The organism is Pseudomonas arsenicoxydans, from assembly GCF_900103875.1.
Lineage (GTDB): Bacteria > Pseudomonadota > Gammaproteobacteria > Pseudomonadales > Pseudomonadaceae > Aquipseudomonas > Aquipseudomonas arsenicoxydans.
The window spans coordinates 4,624,899-4,646,582 of sequence record NZ_LT629705.1 but is presented as its reverse complement, the minus strand read 5'-3'; the positions used below and the strand labels follow the sequence as shown (position 1 = coordinate 4,646,582).

Sequence of the window (21,684 nt, the reverse complement as noted above, 5' to 3'; positions counted from 1 at the left end):
GCCCTTGGCGACCATTCTTCAGCCTGGCGAGATCGAAGCGGCGGCGACTTCACCGCCGTTTTTGCACTTGCCCCCGATCAATCTGTTTGCCTTGCGGGCGCAGCGCCTGGAAAAACTCGCTGAAGGGCACCCACTCGCCGACTACTTGCGACTGGTGACCGACCTGTGCCGCATGCAGCAACAGCTGCTGGACGATCCACCCGACACCGCGCCGCTCGATCCCGAACGCCTGCGCATCTGTCAGCAACACGGTTTACCGCCGTTCGCCGCCGACAGCCTGGTGCGCGAGGACGCCTGGTTGCCGTACCTCGATGCCTTGTTGCAGCGTTTTCAACCGCCGGCCAAGTCCTCTGTGGAACAAGCCATCGCTGCGTTGCGCAATGCCAATACCGGGCAACGCAAGGCCTGGGCGATCGCCTTGGTCAGTGGCCAATATTCATTGCTGCCGGCAGCGCTTGTGCCGTTTCTCGGTGCCGCGTTGCAGGCTGCCTGGAGTCATTGGCTGCTGAGCACGCCCGACCTGACACTGAAACCCGGCGACAGCCTCAGCCAGTGCCCGGCCTGTGGGTCGCCGGCCATGGCCGGGGTGATTCGCCATCGCGGTAAATACAACGGATTGCGTTATCTGGTGTGCTCTTTGTGTGCCTGCGAATGGCATGTGGTGCGGGTCAAGTGTGTGTATTGCGAGCACAGCAAAGGCCTGGAATACGTCAGCCTCGATGACGACCGCCACGCCGCCAATCAAGCGCCGTTGCGCGCCGAAACCTGTCCCGGCTGCCACCACTACCTGAAACTGCTTTATCTGGAAAACGACGCCGAGGCGGAAGCGCTCTCGGCTGACCTGACTAGCCTGATGCTGGACATGCGCCTGGAGCAGGAAGGCTACTTGCGCGCGGCACCGAATCTTCTGCTCGCTCCGGGAGGCGATTAAGCACAACGGCTACACTCAGGCGCGACGGTCAACGTTTGCGGGAGCGCCTGATGTCTGCCAGATCCGCCAGCCCAGCCTTGCGGCTGCCTTCCATCGACAGTTTGTTGCGTCATCCGGCGTGCCAGCCATTGGCCGAGCGCTATGGGCGGGATGCGCTGCTGGCCAGCCTGCGGCAATTACTTGATGACCTGCGCGAGCAGGTGCTTTCGGGGCAACTCGACGCCGTTGAAATCACCCCTGAGGTGCTGGCCGGCAGAACCGGCGAACGCCTGGCGAACCAGCAACGCAGTCACGTGCGCCGGGTGTTCAACCTGACCGGCACGGTCCTGCACACCAACCTCGGTCGCGCGTTGTTGCCGGAGGAAGCCATCGACGCGGTGCAAATGGCCGCACGCTATCCGCTCAACCTGGAATTCGATCTGCACAGCGGCAAGCGCGGCGACCGCGATGACCTGATCGAAGGCCTGATCCGCGAGCTGACCGGCGCCGAGGCGGTGACGGTGGTCAACAACAACGCGGCCGCCGTGCTGCTGACGCTCAACAGCCTGGGCGCACGCAAGGAAGGCATTATTTCCCGGGGCGAACTGATCGAAATCGGTGGGGCGTTCCGCATTCCCGACATCATGGCCCGGGCCGGGGTCAGGTTGCATGAGGTCGGCACCACCAATCGTACCCATGCCCGCGATTACGAAGCGGCCATCGGCCCGCGCACTGGTCTGGTGATGCGCGTGCACGCCAGCAACTACAACATTGAAGGTTTCACCGCACGCGTGCCGACCGCGGAACTGGCGGCGCTGGCGCATAAACACGGATTGCCGCTGCTCGAAGACCTCGGCAGTGGCAGTTTGCTGGACCTGACTCGCTGGGGTTTGCCCGCCGAGCCGACGGTGCGCCAGGCGCTGATCGACGGCGCGGACATCGTCACCTTCAGCGGCGACAAGTTACTGGGCGGCCCCCAGGCCGGATTGATCGTTGGCCGCAAAGACCTGATCGCCAGGATCAAGAAGAACCCGCTCAAGCGCGCATTGCGCGTCGACAAACTGACCCTGGCGGCGCTCGAAGCGGTGTTGGGTTTGTACCGCTATCCGGATCGGCTAGCCGAGCGGTTGCCGAGTTTGCGCCTGCTGACCCGGGCGCAGGCCGACATCCTCGCCCAGGCTGAGCGCTTGCAACCGTCCCTGGCGCAGGCGGTGGGAGAGGAATGGAATGTCAGCGCGGTGCCGGCATTGGGCATGATCGGCAGCGGTAGCCAACCGGTGGCGCGATTGCCCAGCGCGGCGTTATGCCTGCGCCCGCTGGTCAGCAAGCGTCTGCGTGGCCGGCAATTGCTGGCGCTTGAGGCAGCGTTTCGCCAGTTGAGCATTCCGGTGCTGGGCCGGATTGACGACGACGCGTTGTGGCTGGATCTGCGGCAACTGGACGACGAAGCCGCGTGGTTGGCGCAACTCGATCAATTGCAGGTGCAAGGGTGATTGTCGGCACGGCTGGGCACATCGACCACGGCAAAACGGCGTTGCTCCAGGCATTGACCGGCCAGGCTGGTGACCGGCGGCGCGAAGAGCGCGAACGCGGCATGACCATTGACCTCGGCTATCTCTACGCCGCATTGGAGCCGGGCGCGCCACTGACCGGTTTTATCGACGTGCCCGGTCACGAGCGTTTCACCCACAATATGCTGGCCGGGGCCCAGGGGATCGACCTGGCGTTGCTGGTGGTCGCGGCCGATGACGGCGTCATGCCGCAGACCCGCGAACATTTGGCGATTGTCGAACTGCTGGGCATCCCACAGGCGCTGGTGGCAATCAGCAAATGCGACCGCGTTGATCCGGCCCGCGTGCAGGCGGTGCGCGAACAAGTCGAAGAATTATTGGCGCCGGGCCCCTTTGCCGACGCGCCACAGATTGCACTGTCGAGCGTGACCGGGGAGGGCGTCGAGACGTTGCGACAGGCCTTGCTTCACGCACAACGTGAGGTCCATCAGCGCAGCACCCTCGGTGGTTTTCGTTTGGCGATTGACCGCGCGTTCAGCGTGGCCGGCGCCGGCATCGTTGTAACCGGCACCGCGTTATCCGGACAGGTTGCCGTGGGCGACACGCTGACGCTCGGTCCGTTGGGCAAAGCGGTGCGGGTGCGAGGACTGCACGCGCAAAATCAAGCGGCAGACACGGCGGTGGCGGGGCAGCGTGTCGCCTTGAACCTGAGCGCGGAGCGGTTGGCGTTGGAACAGATTCACCGTGGCCACTGGCTGGTAGCCGAGTGGCTGTACGCACCGACCCAGCGCCTGGATATCGACCTGCGCTTGCTGGCCAGCGAGCCCAAGGCGTTTGAGCATTTTCAGCCGGTGCATATTCACTTGGGCACCCAGGATGTCACTGGGCGAGTGGCGTTGCTGGAGGGTTCGAGCCTGGCGCCTGGTGAGCGAATGTTTGCGCAGATCCTGTTGAATGCGCCGGTGCAGGCGGTGAAGGGCGACCCTTTGATTCTGCGCGCCCAGAGCGCGCAACGCACCCTGGGCGGTGGCCGGGTGCTCGACCCGCTCGCGCCGACCCGCCAACGCCGCAGTCCCGAGCGATTGGCGCAGCTACAGGCGCTCGCGACATGCACCGAACTGGAAGACGTTCTGCCTGCATTGTTGGTGAACAGCGACACCGGGCTCGATCCGCAGCGCATTGAGCGTCGGTTCAACCGGCCGCGTGACACCTGGCTTTTGCCGGCCGATATCCGTTTGATCAATACGCGCCAAGGGTCGTTGCTGTTCAGCGCAGCGCGTTGGGACGCCTCGAAGGCCGCGCTGCTGGAGCATCTGGCGCGCTTTCATCAACTCGAACCGGATCAAATGGGACCAGACCGGGATCGACTTCGGCGCTTCTGCGCAACAGCGCTGGATCGACTGACATTCATCCGCCTGGTCGACGAGTTGCTGGCCAGTGGCGCCATCCTGGCCAGCGGCCCTTGGCTGCATTTACCGCAACATCAGGTGCGCTTGAGCGAAGAGGATCAAGCCCTCTGGCAACGCCTGCAGCCGCTGTTCGAACAGGCCGGTTTCGATGCGCCTTGGGTGCGTGACCTGGGCCATGACGAAGCGGCGGTGCGCCTGTTATTGCGCAAAATGGCGAGGTTGGGGTTGGTGCATCAAGTCGTTCGTGACCTGTTTTACACCGATGCGATCCTGCGTCGTTTGGCGGCTATGCTTGTGCAACTGGCGGCGCAGAACCCGGTCATTCAGGTCACGGCGTTTCGCGATGCAGTCGGCCTGGGACGCAAGCGCAGCATTCAGATTCTCGAGTACTTCGACCGGCTCGGCCTGACCCGTCGCATGGGCGACAAGCGTCATATACGCCTGGACAATGCCTTGGCTCAACCCAACGATCACTGACGTCAAGGAAGGCAATCGCGCCCGGTGGCGCGGCCGGGCTTCAAACCCGGTTGGGGACGGCATCCGTTCCCGGGCCGGTTCGACTCCGGCTGCCTTCCGCCATTTTCCGCTCAGAGATGCCCCAAGTTCAGCGGGTACTCGATAACCACATACACCCTGTCGATATCATCGCCCGCCTGGGCCGCGTTGGCCCGATGCGACACATGGGACAGTTGCAGGGACAATCCCTTGGCCGCACCGGATTGCACGATGTAGTGCAGGTCAATGTCGCGTTCCCAATGACGCCCGCCATCGCCTTGTTGCGGCACGTATTCACCGGTCGACGCATCGAACGGGTTATAGGCGCCGCCCTGTGGGGCGTGGGTGCCGTCAATCTGGCTGCCCGTGACATACCGCGTCATGAATTTCAGGCCGGGAATCCCGAAGGTACTGAAATCGAAGTCGTACCGTGCTTGCCATGATTGCTCGTGGGCGCCGTTGAAGTCGGCGTACTTGATCGAGTTGGCCAGGTAGATCGAATCGCCGCCAACGAAATCGAAGGGCGTGTCGCCGTTGATTTTCTGATAGGCGAGGGTGAAGGCGTGCGCATCGACCGTGTACTTGCCCGACAGGCTGAACGCGGTGTTGTCGATGGCGCCGGCCAGCGCTTCGCCGGTGTCCCGCGTGTGGTAGAGATTGGCGTCGAGGAACACCCCGGGCTGTTTCAGATGCAGGTTGGCGTAGTACTGATACCAGGTGTCGGTGAGTTGGGACGCATAGAGCGAACCGCCGACAGGACTCTGGGTGAACAGGTCAGTGCCGACAAAGCTGATACCGCCGGCCTCGGTGTTGGCGCCGTAACCATAGAAGTTGCCCTTGCTTGAAGAGCTGTCCTGGTTCTTGAACGCCGTGAAATGACCGGCGACTAGATTGACCCCATCGATCTCGTGGCTATTGAGCAGAAAACCGGTGGCGTACTCTGGTTGCAGGCGCTTGTCCGCGGTGTCGAACACCGGGGTTTCGACCATCATTTCACCGAATGCCAAGGTGGTGCGCGAAGCCTTGATTTTGAGCGCGCCACCGCCACTGGAATAGTTGTCTTCGCTGCGGCCTTCATCGTCCACGGGCAGCAATCCCGTCCCGGAATGCCCCTTGCCGCTATCCAGTTTAAAGCCCGCAAAGGCATGGGCATCGAGCCCAAACCCGATTGGCCCTGGTGTGAAACCAGATTCAAAAGCGCCGATAAAGCCTTGAGCCCACTCTTGTTTGTAGCTTTTACCAGTCGAAGAGGGGGATCGGTAATCACTGTTCAAATAGAAGTTTCGACTGAGCACATCAAGCGTTGCGCCGTCGAGAAAGCCTTGTGCGGATTCGTCAGCCAGCGCTGTGCCGGCGAACAGCGCGGGTATCCAGAGGGACAAACCGGCGCGAAAGTCTTGCTTGCCAAACTTCATCGATCAATCACCATGGGCGCAGCGACTGCGTAAAAATCCGCAGCCGCTGGCTTTGTATGAAACCGCTTAGTGGCCTTCGGAGGCGCCGAACATGGTTTTGGCGTAGATCAGGCCCAGACCGTACGAGCCACCGTTGGCGATCGAGGTTTTCACGGTTTCGTCGTAGGTTTCGGTACGTGCCCAGTCGCGCTGCAGTTCGAGCAGGTATTGCAGCGAGGTCATCGGGCGGGCGCCAAGCTGGATCATGCGCTGCATGGCCATTTCATGGGCTTCGGTGCTGACGTCGCCGCAAGCATCGGCAATCACGTACACCTCAAACCCTTGGTCGATGGCCGACAGTGCCGGGCCGACGATGCACACGGACGTCCAAAGACCGGCCAGGACGATCTTCTGTTTGCCGAACTTGTTGACTTCGACGGCGATGCGTTCGTCTTCCCAGGTGTTCATGCTGGTACGGTCGATAACGTTGTGTTCCGGGAACACCGACTTGATTTCATCGAAGATCGGGCCGGAAAAGCTCTTTTCCGCAACGGTGGTGAGGATGGTCGAAACCTTGAAGCCACGGGCAGCCTTGGCCACGAGCGCGGCGTTGTTGCGCAGGGTAACGGCGTCGATCGACTTGGTCGCAAACGACATCTGCGACTGGTGATCGATCATGATCAGGGTGTGGTCAGTCGGGGTCAGCAGGGTTTTGCCAGGAACAGCTTTTGCGATAGCCATGACGATGTCCTTACGGGTGAATGAGGAGGCCATGGTTACGTAAATTCAAACGGCGGGATTGAATCGGTGTGCTGTGTTTTTGGCAAATCCGGGCCAGCACACGCGCTCAATAGTGCAGGCTCTCTTGCCGCAACCGTGCGAAGTGCGCCATTGCCGCGGCATCTAAGGCTTGTGCGGCCTGCGGCGCAGCGCCGTCGCGGATGGCTTGCCACACCGATGTCGAGCCGATCGAACCGCGGGTTGCCACAAGATTGAATTGAGTGGGATACAGCGCATGCAAGTTGACGAGCAATGACAGTCCCAAACTGGCGACGGGGCGTCGATCAGCGCTCTGGTCACGAACGATGCTGACGCCATGACACAGTTGACCTTGCCAGGTCGATTCGGAGGGGACGAAATCGATCGGCTCGAAATGCGCGCCAGCCTGCAGCGCATTCAGCGCGCCTGCCAACCGCGTTGCATCGATCCACGGTGCCCCGAGCCACTCGAACGGGTGCGGCGTTCCGCGCCCCACGCTCACATTCGCACCTTCCAGCAAGCCGACATCCGGGTACAGGTCGAGTTGGGCCAGCGTGCGCAGGTTCGGCGACAGCGGCACCCAGCCGAGTCCGGTGTCGGTAAAGGTCATGTCGCGCCGGTAGCCTTGCATCGGCACCACGCGCAGATCCGCCCCGAGGTGCTTGTAGCGATTGAAAAGGCTCGCCAGCTCACCGACGGTCATGCCCGGTTGCAAGGGCGCGGGGAAATAGCCGGTAAACGATTCGCGCTGACTGTCCAGCATGGGGCCGCCAAAGCGCTGCGCGCCGAGTGGATCGGGCCGGTCCAGCACAAACAACGGAATGTTATTCGCCGCGGCCGCCTCAAGGGCGTAGCCGAGTGTTGTTTCATAGGTAAAGAAGCGTACGCCGGCATCCTGGATGTCGAAGATCAGCGCATCGAGTCCTTGCAGTGACCCGGCCGGGAATCGCTGCTTTGCGCCGTAAAGACTGTGCACGACCAGTCCCGTTGCCGTGTCGCGTGTGTCGCCGACCCGTTCGTCCACATCGCTGTCGAGCCCGTGTTCAGGCGAGAACAGTGAGACCAGCCTGACGGCTGGCGCATGGGCAAGTACGTCGATGGTGCGCCGGCCTGCAGCATCGAAGCCGCTGCGGTTGGTGATCAGCCCGACGCGCTTTCCGGCGAGCGGGGCAAACTGTTGCGCCTCGAGCACGTCGATGCCGGTTTGAACCGGTCCAGTGGAGGTGGGCAGACGCTTGGCGGCCAGGAGCGCAGGCATCGCTGACGGCAGCGCCTGGCCGATCTGCATGGCGCTCGCTGGCGCTCCGTGACTGGCCAGCAACGCGAGCAACTGAGCACGAAGCGGTCGGGCGTCGCCACGATCGTCCGGGTACACACGATTGGTCAATATGACGATGAATTGGCGTGTGACCAGGTCGATCCACAGACCCGTGCCGGTGTAACCCGTATGGCCGATGACGCCAATGGGCGGGAGGCGGTCATGGTTGGGCACCAACGGTGCACTCAGCTCCCAGCCAAGTCCGCGCCAGGGTACGCTTGTGAACGGCGAGGACGCAGCCGCCAGCGCGGCGATACTGGCGGGCCTCAGTATCTGCGCGGTGCCGGCGCGGCCATCATTGAGTAGCATTTGCGCGAAGCGTGACAGGTCATCCGCGGTTGAAAACAGCCCTGCATTCCCGGAGACGCCCTGCATCCACTGAGCCAATGGGTCGTGCACACGCCCGCGCAGCAGGCCGGCCTTGTTGGCGAGGGTCGGCGCACTGCGCGGCACTCGCCCAGCGTCTGGCACAAAGAGCGTGTCACGCATGCCGAGCGGTGCAAAAATGTGCGTCCGGCAATAGGCATCAAGTGAAAGGTGGGTGATGCGTTCGACCAATTCCCCGAGGACCACGAAATTCAGGTCACTGTAGATGACCCGCGCACCGGGTTCGTCAAGCAGAGGCTGCGCCGCGATGGCGCTCAATACGCCTTTGCGCTCGCCCGACAGGGGCCGCGCAGGCAAGCCGGGGCGTAGTCCCGAGGTGTGCGCCAGCAGTTGGCGCACCGTCACCGCCGCTTTGCCACCCGAAGCAAAGGCTGGCCAATAGCGGGCAACCGGTGCATCCAGGTCGATACGGCGGGCTTCGGCCAGTTGCATGATCGCCGTGGTGGTGGCGATGACCTTGGTGAGCGATGCAAGATCGAACTCGGTGTTTAGCGTCATCGGTTCGGGGGAGGGCGTGGTCATCCGTTGGCCGAAGGCTTGGCGATAAAACACGTGCGTGGCATCGCCGATCACCACAACGGCGCCCGGCATGCGTGCGGCGGTGATCTGCGCTACAACCATCTGCGCAGCTTGCAGGCGCGTCGGCGCATCCAGATCGATGGCGATGGCAAGCTGGGCGAACATTGCCAAGCCGAGCCACAGTGCCCAGCGTTCAAGTGGTCCGATCAACGATGCGGCAGATCGGCGGCTTCGTAGTGATTGCGTGGGTTCCATAACATCCATCCATCAGTACCGGCCGCGTCGGCGGCGTCAACCTGAGCCTTGATCGCCGCCTCGTCAAACGGCCGATGATCGAACGCATAGTCGCGAAAAGCCTGCAACCACGGACGAAACCGTACACCGGGCAGCTTTGTTCGGCGCTTCGCCTCCGCCAGGGAACGCCTGACGATCTGAGCGGGATCCTCGGTCGGGTTGGTAAGGCCCGGCAGCCCCCAGGTGAAGCTGGAGGGGTACAACATCGGGGAAATGTAGTCGAGTGCCGCGCCGAGCAATTCGATTTGCTGGCCGATGGCGGTGTCGTCCAGATTCCAGCAGACGTAGCCGAAGATATCCGCGGAGATGAAAACGTTATACGGCGCGAGCCGTTGACGCGCCTCCTTCAGGAAACCGACGATCGCCGCCGTCCGGTTGGCCCGGGTGTTGGGCAGCTCAAAACGTAGACCGGCCTTGTCGGGAAAGCGCACATAGTCGAACTGGATTTCATCGAAACCCATGCGCGCGGCCTCCTCGGCGAGATCAAGATTGTGCTGCCAGACCTCATGTGAAAACGGATCCATCCATTGCAGGTTTTCACGATCCCGCCACGGCATGTCGTCCGCGTCATGCACGCTCCATTGTGGGTGCGCGTCGGCGAGAGGATCGTCCTTGAACACCACGATGCGTGCGATCAGGTACAGGTGTCGCGCACGCAACTTTGCCAGTAACCCGGGAAAGTCTCGTGCTTGAGGTGCGGGGCGACTTGTGTGGGCCGCTGCGCCGATCGCCTCGCGGGCAGCACTGCGATAAGGCGTCAAGCCGCGATCACCCTTGACGTCGATGACCAGTGCGTTGATGTCAGTGCTGTCGGCCAGGCTGACGGCCCTGTCACGTAACAGCGTACTGGTCACGCCGAACACCGACAGATAGACCGCTTTGGGGCGGAACGGGGTCAATGTGAGTACGCAGGGCGCGTCGCACGCCACCAGCGTCGCCTCGGTGCGCAGGTAACCCGGGGCTCTGGCCGCGATGCTTGTGGCCGGGGAAGCGGTTTCGAACCGACCCTGTTCGTCGGTCTGCGTGACTGCGGCCGAGGTCGTGACCGTTGCGCCGGCAATCGGCTTTTGGGTGTTGGCGTCCAGTACGACGCCGCTGACGGCCAAGGCCTGATCACACAGCAAGGCGGCCATGAGCAGCAACGTCGCAGTCGCCTTGCGCCCCGAGGCACGGATGAAGGTCATCGTGTGCTCCCTACGGTTGGCAGCGGCCGGGTGTCCGGTTCACCAAGCAGACGGGCGAAGGTGTTGGCACCGTAGGCGTCGATCATCAGATAGCGCGGCAGGGCGAGCAGGCGCGCGTGCCGGTCAGCCTTTTTTGCCTCAAGTGAAAAGGCCGCGATGTAGCCTTCGTCTGCGGCGAGTGTAATCAACTCGTCGTCGTAGAGGCCGAACGGCCAGGCGAGCATGTCGACCGTGCCTCCGGTTTGCGATTCGATCCGTCGCCGCGATTTGTCCAGTTGCAGGTGAACGAACTGGCGAAAATCTGCCGGGGAAAGACGCCGACGCTCGATCTTGAAATTGGGATGCCAATAGGTGTGCGACTGGATCTCGACGAGGCCCGTCTGCTTCAACGTTCGCAATTGCTCCCAGGTCAAGGCATAGGCGGCATTGGAGATCGCCGACGGATAGACAAACAGCGTCACGGGAAAATGCTCGCGCAGCATCACCGGCAGCAGCTTGTCGAATACCGAACGATGCCCGTCATCGACAGTGATCGCGACCGGTTTGTCCGGTAACGTCGCATCAGGATTTCGCAGCCAGTCGACTACCGCGCGCAGCGTGACGAAGTGGTAGCCATGCGAACGCAAGACACCCAACTGACTGTCGAACGTGCTCATGCGCACCGTCATCGAATCGTCCGCGGTGTCCGAGAAGCGGTGGTACACGAGGATCGTGACAAGCGGTTCGGTGGGGTGCGCTGCTCCCCAGGAAAATCCGCAGGCGCACAGTAAAGCGGCGCACAGCAGAAGCCGTGGCACGACGCGGCCTTCGATCCACGGCAGGATGTTCCTGTACATGTCAGCACCCGCGATCAAATGCACCATTTTCCCGCAGGAAGGCGGCGGTCAGGGCCGTACTGTCGAGTATCTGCAGGTGGCGCGTCACACAATCAGGGGGCAGACGAAACGGCGGCACGGTGTCGGTGATCGCGATGTGTTCAAAGATCGGCGAGTCGAACATTTGACTGCCCGTGGTAAACAAACCATGAGTGGCGGCGGCGAACAAGCGTCCGGCACCGGCCTGCTGGCAGGCAAGGCCGGCGTGTTTGAGCGTATCCCCCGTGCTGATCAGGTCGTCGAAAATAATCGCGGTCTTGCCGCGCACATCGCCGATCAAGAGGGTGCCCGTCAGCGTGGTATGGGCACGGTGTTTTTCCATTACCGCACTGCCAACCGAACGTCCCAGCTGTCGCTCCAGCGCCTGACGAAATTGCTCGGCTCGCTTGGTGCCCCCTGAGTCCGGGGATACGGCAACCACTTCAGTGTCGCCGACATGCGTGGCGAAATGCTCGGCGAACAGTTCCGCGCACTGCAGACTCCACGCCGGCCGGCGAAACGCGTTATCGAACGCGGCCGGATTGTGCACTTCCAGGGTGATCAGGCGATCCACGCCACAGGTTTCAAAAAACGCTGCCACGTAGCGCGTGATGGTCGGGTCCTGAGGCTGGCTGCGGCGGTCCTTGCGCCCGTAACAGAGGTAGGGCGTCACCACCTGCACCTGGCGAGCGCCGGCATCCTTGAGGGCGCCGCAGAAAAACAGCAGACGACACAGCTTGTCGTTAGCGCTCTGCCGTCCATCTCCATACAAGGCATGGAACACCACGACCTCGCGCCCGTTCACCGGATCCAGCGGGCGGCATTTATGCTCGCCGTCTTCATAATCACGCTCCTCATGGCGCGCCAACGGACAGCCAAGCCGCTGAGCAACGCGGGCGGCATACGGCTCGCTGCCTTGCAGGGCGAAAAGAAGCGGGGGCAGGGTGAGCATGCAAGACTCCTTTTAGGACGTTGCCAAGTGCGCATCATCTACCGTCAGCGGGCGGCGCCATGCCGCACCACCTCAATGCAAAACTCCCGCTCGAAGGGCGGCACGTTGCATTCGACGATGTCATCGGCGGCGACTTGCAGATGCACCCCGACAATGTCGGCCCGGATCGGCTGCTGACAGGTATGCCGGTCGACCAGCACGGCGGTGTGGACCCGACGAGCCCCCAGTTGTGCCAGATAGGCGCAAGTACGCAGGAGCGAATGGCCCTCGAAAAGCACATCATCGACCACCAGAAAAGTGGTGTTGGCAATGTCCAGCCTGCCCAGCCCCGGGTTCTCGGTCAATTGCGTGTAGGAATGCAGCACTTGCAGGTCGTCGGCATAGCGCTTGACCTGCAGCGGGAAAAGCGGGAACTCCGGCTGACCGGTCTGACGCGCAATGCATTGGCGCAACCGTTGAGCCAAAGGCTCGCCTCGGCGCTGGATGCCAATCAATACCGCGTGAGTGTGGGGCAGTAAGGTCGCGGCCTTGCGCGCCATCGCCTGCAGCACATCATCGAGCTCATTGCTGTCATACAGGCGCAACCGCTGACTTGCCAGTAGGGTCGTCATTGCTTTCTCCTGTCCGTTAATCATGGGTTATGCGCTGCTGGGGACGGCCGCAGGCGGGGGATATGCCCCTTGGCCCGCCAGCAAGTAGTGGCCTCCCGGGAGCCGCCACTCGCGCATGCGTTTTCGTTCAATGTAGACCGGTCGGCACTGGCGCGATTGATATTGATCAATTGTGATCAAATCGAAAATCGTTCCCATGTGGTTTGTTGATAAATATCAGAGGGCACCGCTGATGCCCCTTGGATACTTGGTTTGACCGACCTGATCAGGTCGGTATCCACCAAGGAGTCCATCATGAATAAGTGCTTGCCTGTTGCCTGGCTCGGCATTCTCCTGGCAACCACTGCCGGGTGCAGCGATAAGTACGCCCAGGAAATCAGTGCACGCTTGGAGTCGGCTGAAAACAACGCAGCGATGGCACGGGTACGAGCCGATGAGGCGTACACGAGGGCGTTACTGGCTGCGGAAGTGGCCCATAAGGCACAACAGACTGCCGATGAGGCCAACAGACGCACGGCCAACAAGGCGACACGCAAATGAAGAAACAAGCATCAAGCTCTGACAGGAACACAGGGTTGCCGCATCGCAGGTAAGCATGTTTGGTGAGGTACGAGATGTTGAAGCTCAAGCGGATTTTGTTGATTGCTCCCTCGGAAATGACCCGAACCCCGGCGTTTGATCGCGCACATGCACTGGCCTGCGCCACGGGGGCGTTATTGCACATCGTTGCGTTCGATTATGTCCAGGCGCTGGCGCTGGCCGGGCTGGTGGACCACGATGCAATGGCCCAGGCGCGGGAAGGTTATTTGCAAGTGCATCGTCACTGGCTGGAGCAACAGGCCCGGTTTCAACGAGGTATCGGATTGCCGGTGACCACTGAAGTGGTCTGGGCCAAACCGAGCCTGGCCCACACGCTGGAGTACGTGAATGATTTCCACGCGGACTTGGTGATCAAGGACACTCAGTGTGTGCATGCGTTGGGTCATGCATTCCACCGTCCTCTGGACTGGTGGCTACTGCGCGATTGCCCGGCCCACTTGCACCTGGTCACCGACGCCAGAAATCCCAAGCCATTGAAAGTTCTTGCCGCCGTCGATCTGTCTCACCTGGAGGATCTGACCCAAGGGCTGAACGACCGGGTACTCGATCTGGCGTCGACGCTGGCGGCTTCCTGTGGCGCCGTCTTGCACCTGCTCAACGTCAGCAGTTGGTCGGTGATGGGGGACTCGGTCGCGAGCGTGCCAACGACCACCTTGCATGGCAGTTTGCGTGACGCAGTCATTGACACGCAGGAGGAAGCTTTCGAGGTGCTTGCCGATCGTTTTGGCGTCGAGAAACAACACCGGCATCTGCTGTCTGGTATCCCCTATAAGGTCATCGATCAGTTCGTCCGGCAGAATGCCTTTGACATGGTGGTGCTGGGCACGCTGTATCGCCGTGGCCTCGACCGGTTCATCGGCAGTACTGCTGAAAGTGTGTTGAACCGGGCGCCGTGCAGCCTGGTAATCGTCAAGCCGCTGCCGTGGCTTGACTGAAACGGCGCTCCGTCGTGGCCGGGCTTGATAAATATCAACGACCGCCGGCCTGTAAAGAGCGTTCTATGACGTTTACACGAGCGATCCAGGAGACGGCCATGCGAATGACATTTCTCGGCGCCGCAGGCACCGTCACAGGCAGCAAATATTTGCTGGAACACCGTGACCGACATGTGCTGATCGATTGCGGCTTGTTTCAGGGCTATAAGCAATTGCGACTGCACAACTGGGACCCGTTCCAGCTTCCGGTTTCCAGCCTCGATGCCATCGTGCTGACCCATGCCCATCTGGATCACAGCGGCTACCTGCCGGTGTTGGTACGCAATGGCTATCGCGGACCGGTCTACGCCACGCCCGCCACCTGTGAACTGGTAGCAATCCTGCTATTGGACAGTGGACGCCTGCAGGAAGAAGAAGCCGAGTTCGCCAATCGGCACGGCTTTTCCAAACATGCACCGGCATTGCCGCTTTACACCGAGAAAGACGCCGAGCGAGCACTGAAACTGTTGCGGCCGGTGGAATTGCATCACCGAGTCGACATTCTTCCTGACTTTGCCATCCTGTTACGCGGTGCCGGGCATATCCTCGGCGCCGCCACGGTAGAGGTCACCGCCGATGGCGTCACCCTGCTGTTTTCCGGGGACTTGGGGCGTCCGGATGATCCGGTGATGTTCGCCCCGGAATCCGTCGAACAGGCGGATTATCTGCTGGTTGAGTCGACCTATGGCGACCGTAAACATCCGCAGGAATCGCCGCAAGCGCAGTTGGCCGACGTCATCATGCGCACCACGCTGCGTCATGGTATTACCCTGGTGCCATCGTTTGCGGTAGGACGTGCCCAGTTGCTGATGTACCACCTGTATCAGCTCAAGCAACAACATGCGATTCCTGACCTGCCGATCTACCTCAATAGCCCCATGGCCACCGACGTCACGCAGTTGTACCAGCGCTTCAGCAGCGACCACCGATTGTCAGCAAAGGATTGCGCAGGCATGTGCAGTGTCGCGCACTTCGTGCGAACGACCCGTGAGTCTATCGAGCTGGACCAGCAGCGCACCCCTGCGGTGATTATCGCCGCCAGCGGCATGGCCACCGGTGGACGGGTGATCCATCACCTCAAGGCGCTGGCCCCCAACCCGATCAACACCCTGCTGATTCCTGGGTTTCAGGCCGGCGGTACCCGCGGCGCGCACATTATCGCGGGTGCGCCTTCGGTGCGTATCCATGGCAAGGACGTGCCGATCCGCGCTGAGGTAGTTCCGATGGAAACCCTGTCTGCCCATGCGGATGCCGACGAAATCATGCAGTGGTTGCGCGGCTTCAAGCGACCTCCAAAACACACCTTCGTCGTGCATGGGGAGCCTAATGCCTCGGATGTGCTGCGCCGACGTATCAGCGTGGAATTGGGCTGGTCGGTGTCGGTGCCGGAGTATCGCGAAAACGTCGAACTCACCCGTAACGATTCATTGCCGTAACGACGTTTGCACTCGTCTGTACGGCAGGAGAGATGATGAGCAACGCCGTGGTCGCGCCCCCAGATCATCCAGCAATTGTTTCGCGCGGGCTAAACAAATGGTTTGGCGAAGGGAGCGCGCGCATGAAGGCTATCGATGAGGTGGCGCTGGTCGCGCAGTACGGGGAAATGGTGTTTATCGTCGGTCCATCGGGCAGCGGCAAGACGACGCTGTTAAGCATCATTTCCGGCATCTTGCGCCCGGATTCCGGGACGGTGACGATTAATGGTCAGGATATCTGGAGTCTCGATAGCGATCAGTTGGCGCAGTTGCGCCTTAATAACATCGGATTCGTGTTTCAGGACTATCACCTCTTTACCCGGTTAACCGCTGCAGAGAATGTCGCCATTCCGCTGATTCTCCAGCATCACGACTGGGATGATGCCATCGCTCAAGCCAGGGAAAGTCTTGATGTGGTCGGCCTCAAGGATCGCGGGGATATTTTGCCGGTCAAGCTGTCCGGTGGTGAACAGCAACGCGTTGCCATTGCTCGGGCGATCGTCGGCAGGCCGCAGATCCTGATTCTGGATGAGCCCACTGCCTCCCTCGACGGCGATACGGGGAAGATGATCATCGCCTTCGTCAAGGCGCGTATTCTCAATCAGCAGCGATGCATTCTGATCGTCACGCACGATGCTCGGATCAATGAATACGCTGATCGCATCATTTACATGGAAGACGGCCATATCACCGAGCCCGAGCGGACGTTGCCGTGAAAAAACCCGTACTGTTCGCGCTGGCGGTACTCGGCATAGTGGGCGGTTTAGTCGCCGCCTACCTGTTCGGACGCACACCACAAACATTGCCGCCAGCCTTCGCGCCAGCGAGCAGTACCTTTGACACGGCCATCTACGCCAACGGCATTATCGAAAGCGAGCAGTCCGGTGGCAGTAACATCGTGATCTACCCGCAAGTTGCCGGCCCCGTGACTCAGGTGTTGGTGCACGAGGGGCAATCCGTCAGCCGCGGCACGCCGCTGGTGAACCTGGATGACGCAGTCCCCAGGGCCAATTTCGAGTTGGCGCAAGCCAATCTGGCCACTGCCAGGGATCAGTACAACAAACGGCTGTCGTCCTATGCCATCGACCCCAAATCCATTAGCAAGGACACCCTCGACACCGCCAAAGACTTGATGGTCCAGGCGCAAGCCGCGCTCAAGGCATCCGCGGCGGTATTGGCCCAGTACGCCATCAAGGCGCCGGCGGACGGCGTGGTGTTGGCTATCAACAGCGCCGTGGGCAGCTATGTCTCACCTCAAGGCGCATACGAGGTTTACACCCAGGCATTCAGCCCGCTGGTGGTCATGAGTGCCAATCAGGATCATCTGGCCGTGCGCTGTTATGTCGATGAAATTCTGATCGCACGTATACCGCCCCCCGAACGCATTCGTGCACAGATGCTGATCCACGGCACGGATATCAAAGTGCCGTTGGAGTTCGTGCGGGTGCAACCCTATGTCTCGCCGAAAATCGAGTTGTCCAATCAGCGCCAGGAAAAAGTCGACCTGAGGGTGTTGGCGGTGATTTTCCGCTTTGAGAAAAAAGACCTGCCGATGGTGTATCCGGGGCAGTTGGTGGATGTCTTCATAGGTCAGAAAGAGTAATGGACACCACAGGCCGTTTTCGCCACGTAAGGGACTGGGGCCGGGTCCTGAATCTGATACTGCTGATCAGTGCCTGCACGGTCGGGCCGGACTTCTCGCGCCCTCCAGTGCCTCGGCAAGAGGGCTACCTGCGCGATCCAGTTTCAAACACCGTCGAGGCACAGGGGCAGTCGCAACATTTTGTCCCAGGCGGCGAGGTCACGCCGGATTGGTGGCGTTTTTTTCACTCGCCGTCACTGGATGACCTGGTGCAGCAGGCGATCGCTCACAACATGACGTTGCAGGCGGCAGAGGCCAGCCTGCGCCAAAGCCAGGACATACTCATGGCGGGCCATGGGGTTTTCTACCCACAACTGGATGGGCGCTTTGCGGCGAGCCGTCAGCGCAACTCCCTTGCTCAGCAGGGGCAGACGACAACAGGCTCTATATTCAATCTGCTGACCTTGAGCGGCACCGTCAGCTACACCCTCGATATTTTCGGCGGCGAGCGGCGAACCGTCGAAGGCCTGCAAGCGCAGGTCGATCAGCGGACCTGGTTGATGGCGGCGGCTTACCTCACCCTGACGGCCAATGTGGTCAATACGGCTATCGCCCGCGCGGCCTATGCGGCGCAGATCGAGTCAACGGAACAACTCATTGAACTCCAGCGCGAGCAGCTTAAATCCACTGAGGTTCAGGTGCGCAGTGGAACAGTGCCTTACTCCACGGTCCTGAGCCTGCAAAGCCTGATCTCCACCAACGAAGCCCAGTTGCCGGCCCTGAAGCAAAAAATCAGTCAGGCCGAACATCTACTGGCCACGCTCGAAGGCGTTGTCCCGACACAGGTGACACTGCCTGATATCCGCTTGGCGGAACTCTCGTTGCCAAGGGATTTACCCGTCAGTCTGCCTTCGGTATTGGTCCGTCGACGGCCGGATATCCTCGCCGCCGAAGCACAGTTACATCAGGCCAGTGCCGATATCGGGGTGGCCACGGCGGCCATGTTTCCCAGCTTCAGCCTGACAGGAACGTATGGCACGGCCGGAACCTCCGCCGGTTCACTGTTCGCCGGTGCCGGGCGATTCTGGAGTGTCGGGCCCTCGGTCGACATTCCGTTGTTCCAGGGCGGTCGTCTGTGGTTTGGCCGCCAGGCCGCGATCGATGCTTATCAGCAAGCTTCGGCGAATTACCGGCAAGTGGTGCTCGAGTCCTTCGCTCAGGTGGCTGATGTACTCAAGGCGCTGGAGTTTGATGCCGTGGCCCTGCAAAAACAGGCCGAAGCACAAGCCTCGGCTCAGGAGGCCTTGAGGTTGTTGCAAGCCAATTACCGCTCGGGGCTGGTGACTTATCTGGATCTGTTAGTGGCTGATGTGCAACTGCATCAAGTCAACATTGCCTACCTGCAAGCCTTGGCCCAGCGTCATCAGGACACCGTAGCCTTGTTCGTTGCGCTGGGCGGTGGGTGGTGGAACCGTCCGGACGCTGCCGGCAGCAGGCAGACTCCATGAAGTACGCCGGAATCCTGCGCATCGGTTACAAACTTCTGGTCAATGACCGCGCCAAGTTTTCCGCGTTACTGGTGGGCATCACTTTTTCGGTGTTCCTGATGATGCAAATGACCGCAATGTTTGCCGGGATCCTCAACAGGGCTCACTCGACAGTGACCAATATCGGGGCGCCGATGTGGATCATCGACCCGGCGGTGAATACGCCCACCGTGGTTATTCCTTTGCCTGACTACCTGCTCGATGCGGTGCGCAGCATGAAGCAAGTTGAATACGCCGTGCCGATTTTCATAGGCAGCGCGCAGGTTCGACTTTCCAATGGCACTTACCAGGCTGTCAGTGTGATCGGGCTGGACGATACGAGCCTGTTTGGCCGCCCTGCGCTTGAGCAGGGTGCGATCGAGGATATCTACGCCGAAAACGCATTCATCATGGTTCACGACACCGAATTTTCGAAACTGGGCAACCCCGTGATAGGCACCACGTTTGAACTCAACGATCATCGCGGCACGATCGTCGGCATTGCCAAGGTCCTGGTCGGCGGTTTGACCGGCGTGCCGACGCTTTACACCACCTACCGGCGAGCCATCGAATACATTCCCACGACCCGCTTCACGGTGTCTTATATCCTGCTCAAACCCAGGGGCAAGCAAGCTGTCGCGGCCATCAAGCAGCAAGTGGCGCAGCTGGGTTACATCGCCCTGACCAGGGCGGAATTCAACCAGCGGATCGCCAATTACTACATCTATCAAACCGGGGTAGGCACCAACATTCTGATGATGACCGTCATCAGTTTCCTGGTCGGTTTATCGATTTCCGGCCAGACGTTCTACAGTTTTATCCTGGAAAACCTGGACAAGTTCGCCGCCCTCAAGGCTATCGGCGCCAAAAGCCGGGAGCTGGTGTACATGATCCTGTTCATGGCCATGTTTACGGCGATGACCGGCTATGGATTAGGCATCGGCCTGGTGACACTGATGATTGCCCTTGCGCGGACATATCTGCCCAATTACGCCGCTATCGTGACCTACTGGAATCTAGGATTTGCGTTCGGGCTGGTGCTTCTGATCGCCGGGTTTTCCAGTTATCTGGGGATCCGCAAGGTATTGCGAATCGAGCCTTTTGACATTTTCAGGGGAAAAGGAGCGGGCCGGAAGACATGGCTCGGCGGCGACGCCATTGAACCCGGCGGCCGGCGTCATTCCTGCAAAAAAATCAAAGCCCCCGACCGGGTTCCGGCGGGGGCAGGGTGCGTCAGCGGTCAGTCATCCTTGATCGGCACCACGTTGTCCGCTTTGGAATCACAACGTCAGTGTTCCGGTCCACAGCATCCAGCCGGCAAACGCTGCCGCCGTCCAGATGATGATCAACAGACCCGTCTCGGGCCCGCTGAGCGGTTTTCCCTGGCGAGACTTTATAGTGGCCAGGTAAATCAACGAACCGGGGGCGTAAAGCAACCCGCTGAGCAACATGTATTTAGGCCCGGCGGCATACAGGAGCCACAGGCAATACAGCGTGGCGATCGAGGCAATCAGCATGTCGCGCAGTTGCAGGCCTCTTTGGCCAGCGTAGGTCTGGCCTTGCCAGGTCAACTTCAATGCGTACAGACCGCTGAACAGATACGGGACCAGAATCATCGAAGTGGCGAGGGAAATAAGGGCCAGGTAGCTGGCGCTCGAATACAGCGTCAGCAACAGAAACAGCTGAATGCAGCCGTTGGTGATCCACAATGCATGGGCCGGCACACCTTGAGTGTTTTCCACCGCGAGCGTCTCGGGCATGACCTTTTCCTTGGCCGGCGTAAAGATTGATTCAGCCGCCAGCAGGGTCCAGGCGAGCAGGGCACCGCCGACCGAAAGGATCAAACCGATGTTGATCAGCACGGCGCCCCATGGCCCGACAGCCGCCTTCAGCACGCCGGCCATCGAAGGGTTTTTCAGGGCCGCCAGCTCGGGCTGCGTGAGAACGCCCAGCGACAACAGAGACACGGCTATCAGCAGTAACAGCGTGATCACAAAACCAATCACTGTCGCACGACCGACGTTGGCCCGTTCTGCCGCACGGGCAGAAAATACGTTGGCGCCCTCAATCCCGATGAACACCCAGACGGTCACCAGCATGGTGCTTTTGACTTGATCGAGTGTGCTGCCCAGCGCTGGCGCCCCCCAAAAATCGACATTGAAGGTGTCACGCTGGAAGGCCGCAATCACCAGGCCGATGAACAACAATAACGGCACGATCTTGGCCATTGTCGTTAATGCGTTGGCCCGTGCTGCGGTGCGCATGCCCCTGAGAATCATCCAGTGCAAAAACCATAGCGCCACGGACGCCCCGGCAATTGCCGCTTTGTTGTTGCCTTCACCAAACATCGGGAAGAAGTAACTCAGTGCCGCAAACAGAATCACCAAGTAGCTGACGTTGCCGATCCAGGCACTGATCCAGTAGCCCCAGGCGGAGTTGAAGCCGAGGAACTCACCCCCTAATGCCCGGGCGTAGGCAAACACGCCGTTGTCCAGCGCTGGCTGGCGATTGGACAAGGTTTGGTAGACCAAAGCGAGCGACAGCATGCCGACGCCGGTGATCAGCCACCCTATCAGGATCGCCCCGGCCCCCGCACTGGCCGCCATGTTCTGCGGCAGGCTGAAAATACCGCTACCAATCATCGAACCGATCACTAAGGCAGTGAGCAAACTCAGGGAAAGGCGCTTGGGTTCTGTCTTGCGCAAGCTGCCTGCCAGGGGTTGTCCGGCAGCTGGTGGAGCGACCGGTTGAGTGCCATGCACGTGCGTAGCCATGAGAAGCCTCCAGAAGACGAGATTCTGAGTCCATCGAATGCGATGGTGCGACTGCTGGTTTTGATTCTTGCGAGAACGTCCAAAGCCGGTTTGATATAAATCAGAAACGGCGCAAAGACCTGATTTGCCCGGGGACAGTCATGAGCTCTTCTGCGA

17 protein-coding genes, 1 tRNA gene and 1 pseudogene are annotated in these 21,684 nt (G+C 60.7%); 11 read left to right on the top strand and 8 right to left on the bottom strand.

Annotated features, from left to right (window positions below):
- Positions 1 to 4: 4 nt before the first annotated feature.
- The 4 genes from fdhE to BLQ41_RS21730 all read left to right on the top strand — a co-directional run bounded on the left by fdhE (position 5) and on the right by BLQ41_RS21730 (position 4,409).
- On the top strand, positions 5 to 931 hold the full coding sequence (fdhE, locus tag BLQ41_RS21745; RefSeq protein ID WP_090184129.1) for a formate dehydrogenase accessory protein FdhE: 927 nt from the start codon (positions 5 to 7) through the stop codon (positions 929 to 931).
- Between the two features lie 50 nt (positions 932 to 981).
- A complete protein-coding gene (selA, locus tag BLQ41_RS21740) occupies positions 982 to 2,403 on the top strand; it encodes an L-seryl-tRNA(Sec) selenium transferase (protein ID WP_090184126.1) in 1,422 nt (473 codons plus the stop codon).
- Complete coding sequence (gene selB / locus BLQ41_RS21735; RefSeq protein ID WP_090184123.1) at positions 2,400 to 4,307, top strand: selenocysteine-specific translation elongation factor; 1,908 nt, start codon at positions 2,400 to 2,402, stop codon at positions 4,305 to 4,307. Before selA ends, selB begins: the two co-directional genes overlap by 4 nt.
- Before the next feature lie 6 nt (positions 4,308 to 4,313).
- A tRNA-Sec gene (locus BLQ41_RS21730) sits at positions 4,314 to 4,409 on the top strand.
- Positions 4,410 to 4,417: 8 nt separating this feature from the next.
- Here BLQ41_RS21730 and BLQ41_RS21725 read toward each other — a convergent pair.
- The 7 genes from BLQ41_RS21725 to BLQ41_RS21695 all read right to left on the bottom strand — a co-directional run bounded on the left by BLQ41_RS21725 (position 4,418) and on the right by BLQ41_RS21695 (position 12,597).
- Complete coding sequence (locus tag BLQ41_RS21725) at positions 4,418 to 5,740, bottom strand: OprD family porin (protein WP_090184120.1); 1,323 nt, start codon at positions 5,738 to 5,740, stop codon at positions 4,418 to 4,420.
- A 66-nt stretch (positions 5,741 to 5,806) separates the two neighbouring features.
- Complete coding sequence (locus BLQ41_RS21720; protein ID WP_090184117.1) at positions 5,807 to 6,460, bottom strand: hydrolase; 654 nt, start codon at positions 6,458 to 6,460, stop codon at positions 5,807 to 5,809.
- A gap of 106 nt (positions 6,461 to 6,566) precedes the next feature.
- Entirely contained in the window at positions 6,567 to 8,867 is a 2,301-nt protein-coding gene (locus BLQ41_RS21715) for an exo-beta-N-acetylmuramidase NamZ domain-containing protein (protein WP_231997051.1), read from the bottom strand.
- Between the two features lie 41 nt (positions 8,868 to 8,908).
- The gene (locus tag BLQ41_RS21710) at positions 8,909 to 10,180 is read right to left on the bottom strand and encodes a putative glycoside hydrolase (RefSeq protein WP_090184114.1); all 1,272 of its coding nucleotides are present in this window, start codon (positions 10,178 to 10,180) and stop codon (positions 8,909 to 8,911) included.
- Positions 10,177 to 11,016, bottom strand: coding sequence for a polysaccharide deacetylase family protein (locus BLQ41_RS21705; protein WP_090188731.1), 840 nt, complete (start codon positions 11,014 to 11,016; stop codon positions 10,177 to 10,179). Before BLQ41_RS21705 ends, BLQ41_RS21710 begins: the two co-directional genes overlap by 4 nt.
- A gap of 1 nt (position 11,017) precedes the next feature.
- A complete protein-coding gene (locus BLQ41_RS21700; RefSeq protein WP_090184111.1) occupies positions 11,018 to 11,986 on the bottom strand; it encodes a ribose-phosphate diphosphokinase in 969 nt (322 codons plus the stop codon).
- Positions 11,987 to 12,030: 44 nt separating this feature from the next.
- Positions 12,031 to 12,597: a phosphoribosyltransferase family protein gene (locus tag BLQ41_RS21695; protein ID WP_090184108.1), complete on the bottom strand. Its 567-nt coding sequence runs from the start codon at positions 12,595 to 12,597 to the stop codon at positions 12,031 to 12,033.
- 294 nt (positions 12,598 to 12,891) lie between these two features.
- Between BLQ41_RS21695 and BLQ41_RS21690 the strand changes: the two genes are divergently transcribed.
- From BLQ41_RS21690 to BLQ41_RS31230, 7 genes and pseudogenes are all read left to right on the top strand, one after another.
- Positions 12,892 to 13,137, top strand: coding sequence for an Lpp/OprI family alanine-zipper lipoprotein (locus tag BLQ41_RS21690; RefSeq protein ID WP_090184106.1), 246 nt, complete (start codon positions 12,892 to 12,894; stop codon positions 13,135 to 13,137).
- A gap of 74 nt (positions 13,138 to 13,211) precedes the next feature.
- Positions 13,212 to 14,132 carry a universal stress protein gene (locus BLQ41_RS21685; RefSeq protein ID WP_090184103.1) on the top strand — a complete coding sequence of 307 codons (921 nt, stop codon included), beginning with the start codon at positions 13,212 to 13,214 and terminating at the stop codon, positions 14,130 to 14,132.
- 98 nt (positions 14,133 to 14,230) lie between these two features.
- Positions 14,231 to 15,607: an MBL fold metallo-hydrolase RNA specificity domain-containing protein gene (locus tag BLQ41_RS21680; RefSeq protein ID WP_090184100.1), complete on the top strand. Its 1,377-nt coding sequence runs from the start codon at positions 14,231 to 14,233 to the stop codon at positions 15,605 to 15,607.
- Between the two features lie 35 nt (positions 15,608 to 15,642).
- A complete protein-coding gene (locus BLQ41_RS21675; RefSeq protein ID WP_090184097.1) occupies positions 15,643 to 16,362 on the top strand; it encodes an ABC transporter ATP-binding protein in 720 nt (239 codons plus the stop codon).
- Entirely contained in the window at positions 16,359 to 17,249 is an 891-nt protein-coding gene (locus BLQ41_RS21670) for an efflux RND transporter periplasmic adaptor subunit (RefSeq protein ID WP_090184094.1), read from the top strand. The genes BLQ41_RS21675 and BLQ41_RS21670 overlap by 4 nt, the downstream gene beginning before the upstream one ends.
- Positions 17,249 to 18,736, top strand: a complete 1,488-nt coding sequence (locus BLQ41_RS21665) for an efflux transporter outer membrane subunit (protein WP_090184091.1) — start codon at positions 17,249 to 17,251, stop codon at positions 18,734 to 18,736. The genes BLQ41_RS21670 and BLQ41_RS21665 overlap by 1 nt, the downstream gene beginning before the upstream one ends.
- A pseudogene (locus tag BLQ41_RS31230) lies at positions 18,733 to 19,842 on the top strand (ABC transporter permease); the annotation flags it as partial. The gene BLQ41_RS21665 and the pseudogene BLQ41_RS31230, both read left to right, overlap by 4 nt.
- A gap of 192 nt (positions 19,843 to 20,034) precedes the next feature.
- Here BLQ41_RS31230 and arcD read toward each other — a convergent pair.
- Positions 20,035 to 21,528: an arginine-ornithine antiporter gene (gene arcD, locus BLQ41_RS21655; RefSeq protein WP_090184087.1), complete on the bottom strand. Its 1,494-nt coding sequence runs from the start codon at positions 21,526 to 21,528 to the stop codon at positions 20,035 to 20,037.
- Positions 21,529 to 21,684: the final 156 nt, after the last annotated feature.